14 protein-coding genes are annotated in these 16,900 nt (G+C 63.6%); 4 read left to right on the top strand and 10 right to left on the bottom strand.

Annotated features, from left to right (window positions below):
- Positions 1-437: 437 nt before the first annotated feature.
- On the top strand, positions 438-1,316 hold the full coding sequence (locus LZC95_47800) for a hypothetical protein (GenBank protein ID WXA94137.1): 879 nt from the start codon (positions 438-440) through the stop codon (positions 1,314-1,316).
- Here the strand turns inward: LZC95_47800 and ligD are convergent.
- The 4 genes from ligD to LZC95_47780 all read right to left on the bottom strand — a co-directional run bounded on the left by ligD (position 1,313) and on the right by LZC95_47780 (position 7,377).
- Complete coding sequence (gene ligD, locus LZC95_47795; protein ID WXA94136.1) at positions 1,313-2,317, bottom strand: non-homologous end-joining DNA ligase; 1,005 nt, start codon at positions 2,315-2,317, stop codon at positions 1,313-1,315. The two genes, LZC95_47800 and ligD, sit on opposite strands and share 4 nt — an antisense overlap.
- Positions 2,318-2,377: 60 nt before the next feature.
- Entirely contained in the window at positions 2,378-3,925 is a 1,548-nt protein-coding gene (locus LZC95_47790) for an alkaline phosphatase family protein (GenBank protein ID WXA94135.1), read from the bottom strand.
- 89 nt (positions 3,926-4,014) lie between these two features.
- Positions 4,015-5,103 carry a pectinacetylesterase family protein gene (locus LZC95_47785; GenBank protein WXA94134.1) on the bottom strand — a complete coding sequence of 363 codons (1,089 nt, stop codon included), beginning with the start codon at positions 5,101-5,103 and terminating at the stop codon, positions 4,015-4,017.
- A 3-nt stretch (positions 5,104-5,106) separates the two neighbouring features.
- Positions 5,107-7,377: a DUF6351 family protein gene (locus LZC95_47780; GenBank protein WXA94133.1), complete on the bottom strand. Its 2,271-nt coding sequence runs from the start codon at positions 7,375-7,377 to the stop codon at positions 5,107-5,109.
- A 197-nt stretch (positions 7,378-7,574) separates the two neighbouring features.
- On the opposite strand from LZC95_47780, the gene LZC95_47775 reads away from it, so the two are divergent.
- Positions 7,575-8,222: a TetR/AcrR family transcriptional regulator gene (locus LZC95_47775; protein WXA94132.1), complete on the top strand. Its 648-nt coding sequence runs from the start codon at positions 7,575-7,577 to the stop codon at positions 8,220-8,222.
- On the opposite strand, the gene LZC95_47770 is transcribed toward LZC95_47775, so the two are convergent.
- The gene (locus tag LZC95_47770; GenBank protein ID WXA94131.1) at positions 8,219-9,469 is read right to left on the bottom strand and encodes a phospholipase D-like domain-containing protein; all 1,251 of its coding nucleotides are present in this window, start codon (positions 9,467-9,469) and stop codon (positions 8,219-8,221) included. The genes LZC95_47775 and LZC95_47770 overlap by 4 nt on opposite strands.
- A gap of 108 nt (positions 9,470-9,577) precedes the next feature.
- Positions 9,578-10,579: a helix-turn-helix domain-containing protein gene (locus LZC95_47765; protein ID WXA94130.1), complete on the bottom strand. Its 1,002-nt coding sequence runs from the start codon at positions 10,577-10,579 to the stop codon at positions 9,578-9,580.
- A gap of 35 nt (positions 10,580-10,614) precedes the next feature.
- Here LZC95_47765 and LZC95_47760 point away from each other — a divergent pair, with 35 nt between their 5' ends.
- A complete protein-coding gene (locus tag LZC95_47760) occupies positions 10,615-11,046 on the top strand; it encodes a DUF6010 family protein (protein ID WXA94129.1) in 432 nt (143 codons plus the stop codon).
- A 3-nt stretch (positions 11,047-11,049) separates the two neighbouring features.
- Here LZC95_47760 and LZC95_47755 read toward each other — a convergent pair whose 3' ends face one another.
- Both LZC95_47755 and LZC95_47750 read right to left on the bottom strand, forming a co-directional pair.
- Positions 11,050-11,832: a M48 family metalloprotease gene (locus tag LZC95_47755; GenBank protein ID WXA94128.1), complete on the bottom strand. Its 783-nt coding sequence runs from the start codon at positions 11,830-11,832 to the stop codon at positions 11,050-11,052.
- A gap of 83 nt (positions 11,833-11,915) precedes the next feature.
- Positions 11,916-13,787, bottom strand: coding sequence for a phosphatase PAP2 family protein (locus LZC95_47750; protein WXA94127.1), 1,872 nt, complete (start codon positions 13,785-13,787; stop codon positions 11,916-11,918).
- A 249-nt stretch (positions 13,788-14,036) separates the two neighbouring features.
- Between LZC95_47750 and LZC95_47745 the strand changes: the two genes are divergently transcribed.
- On the top strand, positions 14,037-15,398 hold the full coding sequence (locus LZC95_47745) for an endonuclease/exonuclease/phosphatase family protein (protein WXA94126.1): 1,362 nt from the start codon (positions 14,037-14,039) through the stop codon (positions 15,396-15,398).
- Position 15,399: 1 nt separating this feature from the next.
- Here LZC95_47745 and LZC95_47740 read toward each other — a convergent pair whose 3' ends face one another.
- Together LZC95_47740 and LZC95_47735 are read right to left on the bottom strand one after the other, a co-directional pair.
- Positions 15,400-16,152 carry a hypothetical protein gene (locus LZC95_47740; GenBank protein ID WXA94125.1) on the bottom strand — a complete coding sequence of 251 codons (753 nt, stop codon included), beginning with the start codon at positions 16,150-16,152 and terminating at the stop codon, positions 15,400-15,402.
- Positions 16,153-16,172: 20 nt separating this feature from the next.
- Positions 16,173-16,871: a glutathione S-transferase N-terminal domain-containing protein gene (locus tag LZC95_47735; protein WXA94124.1), complete on the bottom strand. Its 699-nt coding sequence runs from the start codon at positions 16,869-16,871 to the stop codon at positions 16,173-16,175.
- Positions 16,872-16,900 lie beyond the last annotated feature (29 nt).

The raw sequence follows: 16,900 nt of genomic DNA, 5'->3' as shown, positions 1-16,900 counted from the left end.
TGCGCGGACTGCGGCTCTCGATTGTGGCACGAGCCGGAAGGGCCGTCGGAATCCGTCACCATCAAAGCCGGCTCCTTGGACGAGCCAGTCGATGCGGCAACCGCCGTCCATATCTGGGTTTCACGCAAGCTCCCCGGCATCGTCATCCCGGAAAACGCCATTCGGTTTCCCGAGGAACCCGCCGAATCTACGGACGATGTTTCGCCGAGCCGACGAAGACCCTGACCGAAAACAATGGCACGACACGGCATGTCTTGCGTGCACCCAGTGGTCCCCGCACGAAGCCTGGTACGCTCGACCCGAGAAAAGGTAGAGGCGCGCCGATCGCCGAGGCGCGATTGTCCGCCCTGGGAAGACGTGGATCTCTGTAAACATAGGCCAAGCCCGAACCCCGGTGCGCATGGTCCAAGTGCAGTGTAGTCTCGCGTTCAGTACCCGTGACGACCCTACCGTATCGGGAGGATAGCCAACTCCGATTTCCCGCGTTCATGTGGCGCCCCGATCGCCGGGCGGCGCGTCTCCTTGGCGAGATGACGCTCTTCCTCGCCAAGCGCTACGCTCGGACGGGCAGCTTCGTCGATCCGCAACAAGAGATGATCGCCGACAGCGAATGGCTCGCCGTCGCGCCGGAGTCGCCGGTGATCGTCCACGAAGCGGTGGATCTGTTGGCATCCGGCTACCCCGGCTATCGGCTTTACCTCGTGCGCAGCCTTCGCATTGCCGTCCAGGAGGCCTTGGACTGGCAGGAGCGCGATCAGGTCGAGGATGCCTTTGCCGCAGCCGTGGGAAACACGTGTTGGGGAGCCGTGGCGCTCACGGTCGCGGACCCCGCGCCGCGGTACAATCTCGGCGCGCTGAAAGCCCGCATCTCCGTGGTGCTACGGCATTGGAACGCGCTGGCGGAGCTCCGCTACATCGATGTCGGGCCACTTCCTTCCGAGGTATCGCTCGGCGAACCGGGAGCCCCGCTATCGCTGGAAGAGCTCATGAATGAGCGCCATGCGGGGCTGACGGCCTTGTGGCTTCCGGGCGACCCAACAGGGGATCCGCGGCAGGACATCCCGGCCGCCGTGGATGCGTTGGAAGCCGCCGATCCCGAAACGCGCGAGGCTCGCGCCCTCACATGGCTCGCCGCGCTTGCCGCGGAGGATCCCGATCTCCGCCATCCCGAGGCCATGTCCGATATGGACTTCTTGCGCCAAGAATGGACCGAGCTCACGGACCACGAGCGCGACGCCATCGCCGCAGGTTCCACATCGCTGGCCCGCGCAATCCTCCGCCGCGCCGATCGCTACTTCGAACCGCTTCGTCACTAACTAGGATTCGCGTTGGGGTCGCTGATTTCCCATGTGCAGTCCATGGGCGTTTTGTCCGCGCGAATTCCCTTGAAGGACGAATGCCGCAATTCTCCCTTGGTTCGTTCGAGGTAGGCGACTTCCACGACGAGGCGTGGCTTCGACCAGATCGCCGTGGACAGGACATCCCGCGGAACGTCGGCCGCCGGAGGCTCCTCGACACGATGGCGATCGAGCCCGCGGGCAAGTTCGGCGCGTTGGGCGGTGGTGAAGCCGGTCCCCGTCCGTCCCGCGTACACGAGCCGATCGCCTTCGCGCACGGCGAGAAGAAGAGCACCGACGACCTTTCCGCCCACCATGGGAACGTAGCCAATGACCCCGAATTCCTGGCGCTTGCTGCATTTCAATTTGAGCCAGGTGCGGGAACGACCGGGGCTATAGAGGGAGCCTTGCTGCTTCGCCACGATGCCTTCATAGCCCGCGCGACACGCCAAGCGCAGGATCTCGCGAGGATCGCCTTCGGCCGACGTCGAAGCGAAGACGGTGCTCGCGGCATCGTGCCCCACGAGCTTCTCGAGGGCCCTTCGGCGCTCTTCGAGCGGGGCACGGCGAAGGTCCTCACGCCGCCAAAGCAAATCGAACGCGACGTAGACCAGACGCGCACCGCCCGCGCGATTCTGAAGCAGGTTGAAGCGAGGAATGCCGCCTTCGTCGACGGCGCAAACCTCCCCATCGAGAACGCTCGCGGGTAGACGAAGCGCACGCAGCGCATTGGCCACTTCGGGAAACTCGCCGGTCCAATCGAGCGCGCGCCGCGACATCAACAGGATATGGCCGCGATCGCAATACGCGAGAATGCGATAACCATCGAATTTGAGCTCGTACCGCCATCGACTCGGCGATGGCACACTTTCCGCGAGCGTGGCGAGCTGCGGTTCGGGAGGAACGGCGCCGAGCAGATGCGCGAGAGCTTCCGCATTGCCGGGCGAAACCTTTGCCGTTCGAGCGGGAGGGCGCCGCACCTTTCTTGGATGCCGGCGCGACGCCCTGGGCTGCAATTTTGTTTGGCGGCGATTCGCTCGCTACGGACGCTGCCAAATGTCGTTGAGCGGCTTTGCGTACCGGTCATTCTTGGTCAGAAAGCGCAGGCCCAGGGCCTCTTCCATGGTCCGCGCGATGCTGTAGTGGTCGTAGCGGATATTGGACACGAACCCCGCGCGAAGGAGCCCAGGCGAGCCGGCGATGATCGTCGGGATGTGTTGCCCGTCGAAGTAATGGTCCTCGTCCCACGTGATGACGAGCAGCGATTTTCGCTTCGTCCACGCCTCCGACGCGAACAACTTCGGCAAGTTCGCCTTCATCCAGGCGTCCCCGGTGGCCACGCTGCAGTCGTGCATCATGTTGCAGCCATTCGGCTCGAACCACACGAACGCCGGCGTCGTCGTGTCCTTGGCCAGATCGGTCCAGAGCTGCTCGATCGGATGCAATCGCGCCGCGCAGCGGGCGGGATCCTTCATGTCGGCGAAGAACCAAAATGGGACATTGTCCGGGTAGTATTTGCCGGTGGGCGTATCGTGGGGAACTCCGTCGCACAGGCCGTTTGCGCCCTCGACATAGGCACGCCACGTTCGCCCCACCTCCTCGACGCGATCCCCGATGTGGGGCGCGTCGATGGCCAGGGTGAGCGGCGGATTGTCGGTGCGCCCGAAAGCACTGCCGCCCGCCACGGCGATGTAATTCGGATTGCTCGGGTGCACGAGCGCGTACGAATTGGCGAGGGTCACGTTGTTGGCCGCCAGGTCGTTCAGGTAAGGCGCCGCAGCGTTGCCGATGACCGCCCCGAATCCCTCGTTTTCCATGATGACGAAGAAGACGTGGTCCAGCGCAGGCGCCGTGCTCGCGGCAGGTTCCGGAGGCGGCGCGGCGGGCAGAGGCAGCGACAAGGTCAGCGACAGGTTGTCGGCGTACGCGTCGTTCGTTTGGACCAGGAGATTGCGCACCGGATCGCCGTCGAGGTCGAGTTGGACGCGGATGCGGCGAGTCCCCGCGGGAACGGCGCCCTGGGTCGAGCGGCGCTGGAACGAGGTGGAGCCCCAACGGTCGACGACGGTGACGGGGCCGATGGTCGCGGAGCCGAGCGCATCGTTGGCAATGCCCTGGAACTTCACGGTGAGCTTCGCCGACGCGCGCTCGTAAGCATAGCCGCCCAACCATCCCGCGAGATCGAAGGTGACGGTGCCGGTGTCGATCTCCGCGGCGACGCTGCTGACGTCGATGAATTGCTGCAGCGAGGCATTCCCCACCGGCCCGCCGGCGAAGAAGTTCGTGCCGCGATCTTCGGGCCCCGGCGTCGCGGCGTCGGGAAACCCGGTGCTGTTCAAGTAACTGACGACGCTCGGCACCCCGACCATTTCCCACCCAGGAATGGTCACGCCGTCGTATCCGCTGGCGCTCGAGTCGCCGAACTCCGCATCGCCATTGACGATCAAGTTCCCCGAGGTTTGCGTGCTCCGCTGTTCGGTGCGCGCCGGCGATTCCTCGACACCGTCACCTCGACAACCTTGCAAATAGACGCTCGCCGCACAGAGCGACGTCAAACCGAGTACCACGGTCGTACGAATTCGGCCCATGACAAGCCTCCTTTTTTGCAAGACCGCATATCACGCATTCCGCGGATGCGCGGGTGACATTTGAGTGGCAATGCGCGCGAGGTGATTGGCTAATTCGGATGATTGGCCCAATTCGGATCGTCGTCGAGCATGGCCGCCACCCACGCATAAAACTCCGGGGAGGCATCGTTGGCGATGCCGACGTGCAACGTGCCCGGAATGAAGTAATAGCGTGCCGCCGGCCACGAAGAGGCGATTCGCTTGCCCAGCTCCTCGAGCTTCAAGTTGAACAGTGCCCCGGAAAGTTGCATGAACCCTGCGATGACACTGTCGAACGTGTACGAGATGAGCGCAAATCGGTTCGGCCCGTTCGAATATTTCCCAGCCAGGAAATCGAAGTAGCCCGATACTTCCCCGCACCCCGGGCAGTCGGGAGGGAGCTGCGCATTCCAGTGCGACTTCACCGTTTCCCAGATTCCCGGTGCCGGCTGGATCAGCGGACCCGAATCATCGATCCCATCGACACGCACGTTGGGAAATCGCCGCTGCACGCGGTCGAAGTTGAACACGGTTCCGAAGCCACCCGCGCTCACCCCCGCAAGAATCAAGCGCTTCATCCCAGGCCAGGTGGAGGCGACGTACTCGAGAGCCCTTCCCACGTTTTCGTAGCCGACGTGGTGGACCGTCTTGGTCACGCCCTTGTACTCGTAGTCGATGACGTTGTTTCCTGCGTGATCGTCCCCCGTACAATAGGGGACGTAGACCATGCTCCTACCGGCAAGTGGGTTGTTCCCGGTCGGGATGGTTTGGACCAGCAGCGCCTGCGAATCCGATTCGAACTCGCGCTGCGCGTAACCCGATTCCACGTAGGTCGCCGACTTGGTTCCGAAACAGGTCTCGCCGTCCCAGCATGCGCCGCCGCCGGCCATGTAGAAGAAGAGCTCGGGCGAGTCGGGATTCACGTACACGCCAATGCCCGTGGGCTGGCCATTGGCACATTGCGAGCCAGGGATGTCGACCCAGGTCCACGTCCGCGCCGGAACACCCGTCGCCGGCGGCGGCGGGGTGGAAGCATCTGCGTCATTTGCGTCAGGATTGGGCCGGCCGGAATCCGACGACGAACTGCACGCCGGAATGGTCGGCGCAAGCAGCGAAAGGGCGAAGGCCACGAGCCATGGAAAGGTACCGCGTGTTGCCATGATTCAGTGCTCCTTTGGCGAAAATGCCGCACTTGCCCAGCCGCCAGCCTGTCGATTCATTGGCATTGGCTGACCCCCATAGACGACGTGACCTGACGAATCTTGGTATGTGAGCCACGGGATCGTCGAGTCCTGCGCGACGCCGGATTTGGCGTAGTCGCAAACCCCGTCCGGAAAGATAGCTTGCAATTCGGACCACTGCGAGTCGGAGAACCCGGGTCCATAGTCGTCATTCCGGCTCAGCGGCTTCAGCTGGCACTTGTTGATGTCCGTCGTGATCGCCTCCCCGGCCACCGTCCGGGGCGTACCGTAGAAATACCCCGCACCGTAGTCGCCAATGTCGGCCGGCTTGTCCTCGACGATCTTTTGCGCGAGCGGTGCGTCACGCCCATCCGCCTCGACCGCGGAAAGCCAGCGATCCATGGCAATCAGGCCCTCCCGTGGGTAGTTGAGCCCACCGAAGACGGGAACCTGGCCGAACCATACGACATGGTTCTTGTGGTGCCCCTGCGCCCGGTCGAGCCGCGCCCGGATGGCCCAAGTCCGATATGCGTCGTGGGCAAACCCGGGATCGGGCCCTCGCAGGTCGATGATGGCAACCTGACCCAGATTGTTGGCTTCGTTGATCGCCCCGCTGCGGTAGGCACGGGCCAGCGCCTGCGGGTCGGCCACGGTTCGCTTCGAGACCACCTGGCCATCGATATCGACTCCACCGATCTTGGCATTCAGATCGATGAATTGGGCCGGTGTGATCGCCCAACTCTGGAGCGCCGCCAATCCGTATTGAACACCAACGTTGTCGAGGGCCAACCCCGCAAAGCCGCGCCCCACGGTCTTTTCGGCCGCCGTCCACACGTCGGCAGGGCGCGGGCCAAAGAGATTCATCGCATGATCGGCAATGCCGCAGCGAACACCGCCCGGATTGGTCAATGGATCGTAGCGGTTCTCGGCCGTCGTTCCAGAGCACGCATAGGTCGCGACGGCCGCTGAGAAGAAGGCATTGTCGGCGAGCTGGACGTTGAGGTAGTTCGGGTGCCCTGTAACGGAGCCCCATTGCAGGGGCGTCCAAAGGATGCCGAACTTCCATTTGAGCGGGTTCTCGAAATAGGCGCGTAGCAAGTGATAGTCCGCCACCTGCGTGGTGCTCGTCCACGTGTCGGGGAACGAGCACTGGGGCAAGATGCCTTGGTAGATCCCAGGGTACGCGTTCGCGATCCACTGCTGCGACAAGGAGCCGCCCGAGCACCCGGTTCCAATGGTGTATCGGAGCTCGCCGTAGGTTTCGACGAGGTGCTCCTTGGCCATGACCAACGATTCGGCCTGCGTCAGCAGGTTGCAATTGTGCCCATTGTTGTCGAGCGCCGTCGACATGACGGCAAAACCCCGCCCCAAGGCCACCGTCGGACTGTTGGCTATTTGATTGTCTATGATGGGAAGGCCCGTGATGTTTCCGGCGGCCCCGTCGTAAAAAATGCTGGGCGCAGACCCGGCCGCGTAGCTGACCCCGCAGCTACCGCCGTGGGTGATGAGCAATTTGCGATTCCATTGCGTTTGCGGCTCCCAGGGCGTCCACGGTGAGCCGGGCTGGAACAGCACGCCAATCGTGTACTGATCGCGATCCTGGTACCCGGTCTCGACGCGCACGATGAAGGGCACGGTCACGCCCGCATCGGTGGTGGTCATGGCCAGGTCCGACGGCGGGTGCTCCGCATCGTAGGGTTGCCAATCCTTGTTCGGGTTGGTGGACCGGTAAAAGAAGCTGTAGGCGACCGGCTGGTTGCACGCCTCGTCGACCGCCGTCGACTGGCACGCCCACGGCTGCACCTGGGGCCCCGCGAACACGGGACCGCCATTGGGATGGTTCACCAATTCGACACGATGCGGTACACCGCCGGCCAAGCTCGCCGAAAGGACGTTGCGCCCGAGCGCAAGCCCCGTCACGAGCCCCATCACGCGACCGTTCTTGCGGCGTTCGAACGCCGCCGTGACATCGCGCCCATCGACATCGACGCGAAGTGTCGCAATATCGGGCTCGCTCGCGCCGCGCGGAAGAACGATTTCGACCAGCGCGTCATGGGCGCTCAGGAGATCGGGCCGATTGGAAAGCACCACGAGCCCGACGCTGGGCTTCCCCTCGGACGAGGAACCACCGGACACGGGCCCCCGGTCGGGCGACCATCCATCGCCTCCAGTGTGCTCCGCGTCCCCGCCCCCACAGGCGCACAACAACATGGCGACAGCGCCGGCGCGCAGAACCGTTCGATCCCCTCGCATGGCTACCCCTCAATGTGACATCGTTTGATTCCACTTTTGATGAGGAAGCAAACGATGTCAAATTTGATCGACGAGCACGCCATTCTTTGCGGGATTTCCTGCTGTGTGTGCAGACGTGGGAAATTTCTCCGCCTTGTATCTGGAAGCAGATGAGGTCAAATCTTGCTGTGACTCGTTCGGCGGCCGGTGCGAAAGCCATGGAAGGACAGCGTGTTTACGGAGGCGTTAGCGGCGATCAGCGTCGGGAGGAGCGACGCGCGCGACTGATGGCTGCGGGCCTCGTGTGCTTTGGGCGGGACGGCTTCGCCGCAACGACCACGCGAAGCATCGCCGCGGAATCCGGCTTGACCCAGCGATACTTCTACGAGTCCTTCAGCGGCATCGATGACTTCTTTGCGCAAATCGTCCATGAATTGGGCGACGAATGGCGGGCCAAGATCACCGACGCCATCGCCGCCGCGCCGCCGCGGCTCCCCGATCGCCTGCGCGCCGGCGTGACCGCCTACCTGAAGGTCATCCACCGCAAGCCGTACATCGCCCGAATCCTGCTTGTCGAAGCCTTCACCGTGGCGCCCACGGTGAAGCAGGTGGAACGATTTCTCTCCGCCATGGGAACCGTTTTCCAAGAGATGATCGCAGAGGAATTCCCTGCGAAGTCGAAGGTCGTCTCCGACCGGGACGCATTGGCCACGGGCTACGTCGGTGCGGTCCACCACATCGCCTTGCGCTGGTTTCGAAGCCAGTTTTCCGAGCCGCTCGAGAAGATCGCGGACGTCATCACGAAGCTCATCGAGGGCTCGATTTCCGGCTACGGAGCGCAACGAACGTCGCCGCCCGCACGCTAGCGGATGATCCCTCCGCGGGCGCGGCACGTATCGCGGATGCGGTAAAAGTCGTTCAGGTAGTCCGTGTGCGTCGGGCGGCCCATGATCCGCACCAACGTTTCATCGGCTTGGCGCAGGGCCGAGTAGGCGTAATTGTGGCTCCCGGTGAAGACGCGCGGCACGATGTCGTCATCGTAAGCGCCGTCGATGAGCATGTACTTCGAATGCACGCGCACATCGAGCCCGGGTCCGACGTTGTAGTTGCATTTCGTCAGCTGCGGCCCGCCCGCGGCACGGAGTTCGTTCAACGACGACTCGTTCGCCTCGGAGAACACCACGTCGACCCAACAGCCTGCCCTGCGCAATTGGGTGAGCTTGCGCGCCACCACCGGGCGATTGATGGCCCACATGGCCACGCGCACGTCGGTTTGCCGCGTCACGCCGTTGTCGTCGTAGCTGCACGATCGAATGCTCTCCAAGATGTTGTACACGGTGTCGGAAGCCGCATCGTCCAAAGGCTGACCGGAGCGCTCGCGCCGCGGGAAGAAGTGCACTTTGTAGTCGGTCCCGCTGGGCGTTACCCAATAATAGTCATTGTTGCCGCCCGCCGTGCGGCGGTAACGCCGCAAATCTTCGAAATAGGTCCGAAATGCCCCGTACGTGCCGGCGTCGCTCCACGTGAGCATGTTGTTGTACGACTCGTTGGTATCCCAGAGTCCCATGTTCGAAGACCCTTGGAAGACCACGCTCGACACGGTCCCCGCGGCAAGTGCCACCTTCGAAAAGAGAGCGAACTTGCTGTGATTGTACGCATAGGTTTTGCTGCCGTCCGACCATGTGACGACGCGCGTTCCAATGCAGCCGCGCTTCGGACCATTCGGAAACTGGTCATTGCACGTGACCACGTACGAGGGCTTCGTATCATCGCTCCCGAGCGCGTTCGCCAGACGCGTGTGCGCCGCGTTCCCCGTATTTCCCTGATCCAAGATGACCTTGACCCGAACACCGCGGGCATGAGCGGCCACCAACCGGGCCCCGAGATCGGGCTCCTCGGCCGTGTCACCCGTATTGGGCGGGTCCCACCCGAAGAAGGACATCTGGATCTCTTCCCCCGACGGCACGCGATCGATCAATCGCGCAAACTGAATGAAAATCGCATTTTGCGCCGCCTTGGATCCAATGGGATCGTTGAAGACGGCCTTGTTCATCACGGGGTCTGGCTCCGCAGCCAACGCGCGCGTCTCGGTGAGAGCCAGAAAAGCAACCATCCAACGGATTCGACGCCATTGCACGCCCATGGATAGCCTCCGTTCACACCAATTTACAGAACCGCAATTCGCGTGGAAGGATCACCGAGGATCCAGACGCGCCGGCACTCAGGCGGCCGAGAATGCGCGCCGGTAGGCATTGGGGCTGGTGCCCAATAGGCGCGCAAAGTGATCGCGCAGCACCGTGGACGATCGCAGCCCAACCTCGGAGGCAATGGTCTCGATGGATAGGTTGGTGCTCTCGAGCAAGCGCTGCGCGTGCGTGACGCGGGCCCTCGCAATCCATGCCGCGGGCGTCGTGCCCACTTGCTCGCGAAAGCGGCGGCAGAATGTCCGCGAACTCATCGCGGCGCGGCGGGCGAGCACGGACAGCGTCAATTCCTCCGCGAGGTGCTGCTCGATCCACGCGAGCAGATTGCCCATCGCGGTTCCGTTCCGGGCCGGCGGCTCGTAGGCAATGAATTGCGCTTGGCCGCCCGCGCGCTCGAGCGGCATCACCGCAATCCGCGCGGCGCGTGCGGCCACCTCCGCACCGAAGTCGCGCCGAACCAGGTAAAGGCACAAATCGAGCCCCGCGGCGGCGCCCGCGGAGGTCAGCACCTGCCCATTGTCGACGTAGAGAACATCGGGGTCGACCTGCACCCGCGGATAGCGCCGCGCGAGCTCGGGCGCGCCGAGCCAATGGGTCGTCGCACGCAAGCCGTCGAGAATGCCCGTGGCGGCCAAGACGAAGGCGCCGCTGCAAATGGAGGCGATGCGTGCACCGCGACGGAGTGCGCGCCGGATGGCCGTTTGGATCGCGACGGGGACGGGGCGCTCGACATCGTCTACGCCGGGCACGATCACGGTATCGGCGTGGTCCACCGACGAAATTCGCCAGGGTGCGTGCAGGGTCAAAAGCTCCGAGGCCACGCGGCTGGACGTGCCGCACACCCGTACCTCGTACGGCGCACGCCCATCGTCGGTCCGAACGCGCCCGAACAATTCGCAAGGGGTCGCGAGATCGCCGAGAACGACACCGTCGAACGCCAGCACGGCCACCAAATGACGGCGAGGCGAGCGCGCATTTCGCTTTGGCGAGAATCCTGCGAAAGATGTCTTCGTTGCCACTCGCGGAGTATGGCCCATTTCGTATCCTTCGTCCCATGCATCGTGGATTCCCCGAACACATTGGCGACTACCTCGGCCCCGTGCTGGGCGGCCTCGTCTTCATTCTTTGCATGTCGTTGGTCAAAGAGCCGGCGCGGCGAAACTTCAATGCGATCTTCGTCGCGGGCGCGACCGGTGCGTATTTGAGCGGCGGCCTGGGACCGTGGGAGCTGCTCTTTCCCGCGGTCGGCAGCTTCGTGGCCTATTTGGGTTTACGCTCCCATCGGTTCATCGGTGTCGCTTGGCTCATGCACTCGGCCTGGGATCTGGTGCACCATCTGTTCGGGAATCCCATTTGGCCTTTCATGGAGACGTCGTCCTTTGGATGCCTGATCCTCGACGCCGTCATCGCCATCTGGTTTCTCGCCGGCGCCCCTTCGCCGTTCCCATCGAGAATCACGAAGATACGACTGCCGTCCGAGTCCTAGGCGTCACCTCGTGCGTTCCGCGAGCCGCGCTTCGAGCCGGGCGCGTCGATCGCGGATGGATGGATACCCGCGGATGATCTCCCAGCGGGCGCGCGCTCCACGCTCGAGAAGCGCGGAAAGGGCGTTTCGCCATTCGGGCTGCTGGTGCTTGTCCAACTCCCTCTGGGCGGCGGCCTCCACGTCGTCGTGGCCATATGCCATATCGAGATCGCCGTAGTCTTCGGCGACCTTTCGCAACACGTCGAACAGCTGCAGGCACGACCGGCCGTCGTAACCGACCTCGAGGCATCGATCGAAGGCCCATGCGTCGGCCTCCGTTTCCTGCTCGCGCGAGGTTGCAAGGCGCACCGCCGCGACGGCGAGAAAGGACGCGATCTGGGCCACGGGAAGATGCCGCGCCCAGCGCAACGCCGGCAAAAGCTGCTTCGTATGCCCGAGTCGGTGGTGCGCGAGCTCGTGCGCGAAGAGAAAGGCCACCGCATCTTCGGGCATGGCTTCCTCGATCAGGCGCCGCCCAATGTAAATGTAGCGCCCGGGCACGGCGAAGGCCGTTCGCTGCTCGGACCAGAACACCACGGGGCATTTGCGGATGCTCGCAGGGTCGGCGGCTTGCAGTCGCGTTGCGACGCGCTCGCATAACTCCGGCGCCCAGCCGCTCTTCTCGACGACGACCTGTTCGTCCATCCAGGTGAAAAGCTCCTCGCCCAGCGCATCGCTCTCGTCCGACAGCTCACTGTCGCGCCGGGCTGCGAGCCATGCCTGAAAATCGAGTTTGACGTCGGGCATGCATGTTCTTAGCACGTGCTAGCCGGCGAGGCGCTCCTGATTGCCACCTTCGATCCGGCGAGGCTGCGCCCCTACCGCGCCGTTCATTGAGATGGAGCCCGCTCGATGTGGAGCTTCACGCCGCCCTCGGAGTACTGCGGCGTAACGGCAAACCCGTCGACCGCAATGGTGTCGAACTTGCCCGCGCAGCGACTGCACGAAAGCACTTCGAGCGTATCGCCCACCGCAGGCTTGTACTCCGAACGGAAACGCACGTGCAGCGTGCCCCCGACGAAGGTGGCCCGCCCCAAAACCGCCACACGCCCCGCACCGCCCGTGCCCAAGTCCACGGTCAACGTACCCGCGGCGAGTTGCGTGTAGTCGCCCGCCATGGTCAGCGTCCCCGGCGCATGATCGATCAAGGTGCCGCCGCCGACGTACACCGCGCCCGCGCCAAAGGCCGTATTCGAGTCCCCCTCGAGCGTGCCGCCTTCGAGCTGCGTGCCGCCCGCGTAGCCGTTCTGGCCCGTCAAAATGAGCGTCCCCGTGCCGCGCTTGGTCAGCTTGCCGGGACCCGAAATGTCATGGTTCCAGCGGTCGACGGCGTGGAATCCACCCCGCGACGAATCCATCGTCACCACGACATTGCCAGCGAATTGGCCATAGCCATCGGCGGCCGCCACCACATCGAGCCGCCCCCACCCTTCCGGATCGTCGAGCACCGGAAGCCCCGATTCGAGCGCGGTCGTACGGAGCACGACCCGCCGCTGCTCCGCATCGAGATACGGGAACCTCGTTTCCAGCAGCACCTCGGCGGCCTTCGGGACGGACGGAACCGATGGCGTCATGGCCGCGGCATTCGGCGGGGCAAAGCCGTACGTCATGCGCTCACGGTATGCGGCCCGATTGTCACGCTCGGAGGCAAACCGGTCCATCGATGGCGGCCCCGCGTGCGCCTGCTCGTAGAGGCTCGTGGCGGGTTGCCCTTCTTCGAAGTACGCGTGCACCTGCTCGTAGGCCGCCCGCTTGGCCGCGGCATTGTCGGAATCGGCCAGCACCGATGCGGCAATGGCCGTTGCCGCCATCCGTCCACCGATGACATCGAGCGGAGAATGCATGCCCGCAACGATGCGATGGTGCCCCAACTCGGAGGCGCGGGTCAGTAGCTCCTGAAAGCGCTCAGGGATGGCATAAGCCATCGCAAACGCCGCCAAATAAGCGGCGTTCGTGTGCCCGCTCGTAAAGCCGCTGTCCGTGGCCGGTGTCGAGCTCTCGGCCGGAACCAACGTAGGAACGACGACGACGTCGGCGCTCTGTCGAAACGGACGGGGATAGAGGAAGTAATTCTTCGTGGGTGTGGTGGACGAATAGTTTCCACGCAGCAAATTCACCAGGCCGACGACCTTTCCCAGGGCGCTGGCCGCATCACCGGCGCCGGTGCCAAGGTCGTCGTACCTCACCGTCGTCGCATCGGCCGGGATGGCGGTGATGGTGGTGGTGGCCCCCGCCCCGGAATAGTACCGAGATGCGAGCGGGCCGAGGCCGTCGATGATGCTGTAACTCTGATTTCGACGATCATCGAAATACGCGTCGTCCGCTTGGTTCGAGGTGCGACCTTGCGTGGCATTCACCACATAATGAATATTGGCCTCGAGGGTGGCTCTTCCGGTCTCCGTGGGATGGCCGCCGTCCCACGTCGCTCCACGCATCCAGAGCGCGTCGAAGTTCGCGAGCAGCCCCAACGTCGCATTGGTATCCTCCGTCGCATTGGCCGCCACATTGGACTTGTACCGGTCCACATACGCCGGAACCGCGGGAACCGGGGCCGAATCGGTGAATCCCGGATCCGCCGGGGGCGCCGGCACCGGGATCGTCTGCGGCACGGCCGAGCCGTCGCTGCTGCATGCCAAGGATACGAATCCGAAGGGCAATGCGGAAATGAGCACAATTCGAAGTGGGGCGAAGGAGGATCGCATGGCAGGGCGTCTTCGTTCTTTTGATGTGCAATCGTCAACGCATTTCGAATAGCCCATCACAACGACGTCATTTGTTTGCACGACTGTCGCTTTGACCTACAAGCTTCTACTTACTTCGATGTAATTGGCGCGCAGGGTTGAATCACGGGCGCCGCCGCGGCTAAGCATGCGCGACGCTCGTGCGCTCCACGCCGGAGCCGAGCCAATGAACCTTCACCGCCACGCAGACGCGTGGCCGAGGAGAACCGTATGCGCGTATCCAAAACGTTTGCCACCGCGCTATTGTGCAGTGCGGTGGGATGTACCGCCGCAACGTCACCTTCGGAGTCCGAGGGGACGTCGGCATCGCCGGTGGCCGCGAGCGGCACGTTCAACGTTGTCACGTACAACGTCGATGGCCTGCCGGCCATTCTGCAGGGCAATGGTGGAGACCCGGAGAAATACACCCCGACCATTGGGCAGAAGCTGCGCCAATACGATCTCGTCAACGTGCAGGAAGACTTCAATTCGCACGCCGCTCTATATGCCAATGACAATCACCCCTACCGAACCGCGACCAGCGGCGGAGCCGGCATCGGATCCGGCCTGAATACCATGTCGGTATTCCCATTTGCAGACGACATCGATCGGGTCAAATGGCAGACGAACAGCAGCACCGATGGAAACAACCTCACGCCGAAGGGCTTCACCTGGCTGCGCCTCCGGCTCGCCGAAGGCGTTTACATCGATACGTACAACGTGCACACCAACGCCGGAGACTCCGATGCCGCCCTGAGTGCGCGGCGCGCGAACATCCTGCAGCTCGTCGACTACATCGGTAGCCATTCCGCAGGAAATGCCGTATTGGTATTCGGTGATACGAATACGCGGTATACGCGGACCGGGGACAACATTCGTAATCTGCTGGGCGCGGTCGGGCACGATAGCTGGGTCGATCTCATGAAGGGCGGAACGCCGCCGGCCCAAGGTTCGCCGGCCCTGGTCTGGGACGACGAGAACACGGTGCTGACCGATTTTGGGTACGAGTTCGTCGACAAGGTCCTTTATCGGAGCAATGCCTACATTTCACTGTCCGCGCAAACGTACTCGGTGTTGGATGGTGCCTTCCGCGATTCGGATGGCCACATGCTTTCCGACCACCGTCCCGTGTTTACGAAATTCCAATACACGCTGGCCTCGGGCCTCCGCCTCAGCGATCAATTCGGCGGGCCGCACGGGGATAGCTACAACGATGCCAACCAATTGCCCGCGCGCCCGACGGTGCAATCGATTTCGCTTCGCAGCGCGAACCGGGTCGACCAAGTCAGCTTGACCTTGGGAAATGGCACCCGTTCGAGCCATGGCGGCACCGGCGGAACCGAGCAGTCGCTGGCCTTGAACGCGGGCGAACACGTCACGTCGGTCCAGCTTTACGCCGACGACTTCGACGGCCATACGCGCATCTTCCATGCGAGCTTTGGCACCAGCCAAGGCCGCACGCTCGCCGGCGGCACCAAGAGCGGTTCGTCCGTGACGTACACGGCCCCCGAGGGTTGGCAAATCGTCGGATTTCACGGCCGCTCCGGCGATGAAGTCGACAAGCTCGGCGTCATTTTCGCGCCGGTTCCGTAGCTCACCACAACGCAATCTTGGGCGACGCCCCCACGAGCACGGCCAGGCGATCGGCCCCCGAGAAGGCGCCACCGAGGACGATGGCGGAGAGGTCGAGCATCTCGCCGACGTGCCAAGCGACACCGACGGCGGCGGTGATGTCATTGGGATCGCGGCTCGTGTAATACACGCCGCCAATCTCGCCGAGAAGCGACCACGCGCCGCGCCGATCGAGCGAAATATCCGCATCGAGGCCGCCCACGAAGCTCGTCGGGCGGCCCGTGTGGATGGTGTCGCCCGGATCGAGGATGAACCCCAGGTTCAGTGCGAGATGGTAGCGCTCCCGCGTCAGGCCAAAGAGCGCGAGGGCGCCGTAGCCGATCCCGTGCCCGTCCAGGATGGGGATCCGCGGTCCGGCTTGAAGCCCGACGGCGTAGACGTTCGGCCCGTCCACGCTTCCACGCGAATCCCACACACCGAGCTTGACGCACGTCCAGAGTGCTTCGCTGAACATGGCGCGCGAAGAAGGCTCGGCCACGTGATCCAGACTGAACGCGCCATCGATGTCGAGTTCCACGTTGGGCAACAGCCCGAGGTCGAACTCGAAGTCGGGCAAGAGCATGCGATTGCCGCCCGGCCCGTCGCCGAATGCCGGTCCGATCTGCAGATCGAGCTCCGCCACCCCCGTGTCCTCGAGCTCGAGATCCGTCGGCTCGAACCGCGGCCGCGTGGGACGCGCCTCCGCCCGCGCGGCCATGGCAAGGGTGATGCTCATCGCCGCAACGACGCGCGCTTTCACGCGGGGATGTTCAGCCCCCGCTGCACGGCAGGGCGTGCAAGGCCGCGTTCCAGCCATGCCGCGACATGGGCGAATGTATCGAATTCGACCAAATCACGGGCACCGTAGAAGCCAATCAGATTGCGCACCCACCCGAGGGTGGCCACATCGGCAATGGTGTACTCCTCGCCCATGATCCAGGGGCGGTCCCGAAGGCGCGTTTCGAGCACGCCGAGCAGGCGTTTCGATTCCGTGACGTAACGCTCGAGCGGGCGCTTGTCCTGGATGTCCCGGCCGGCGAATTTGTGAAAGAAGCCCACCTGCCCGAACATCGGTCCAATGGCGGCCATCTGGAAAAAGACCCACTGCATGGTCTCGTAACGCCCGGCCGGATCCGCGGGCAGGAGCTTGCCGGTCTTTTCCGCCAAGTACACCAGAATGGCACCCGACTCGAACAAAGCGAGCGGCTTTCCCCCCGGTCCATTCGGGTCGATGATCGCTGGGATTTTCCCGTTGGGATTCAGCGAGAGAAACTCGGGGGTCCAGCTTTCATTCTTGCTGATCTCGACCCGGTGCGCCTCGTAGGGCAGCCCTATCTCTTCCAGCATGATCGAGACCTTGACCCCATTGGGGGTGGTGCACGAATAAAGCTGCAGCCGGTCTTCGTGCTGGGCAGGCCATCGGGCCGTAATCGGAAAAGCGGACAAGCTGGACATTTTAGGAGGCTCCCATGGTGGAAAACGGC

It is taken from the genome of Sorangiineae bacterium MSr12523, assembly GCA_037157775.1.
GTDB classification, from domain to species: domain Bacteria; phylum Myxococcota_A; class Polyangia; order Polyangiales; family Polyangiaceae; genus Pendulispora; species Pendulispora brunnea.
This window is presented reverse-complemented; position numbering and strand designations above follow the sequence as displayed.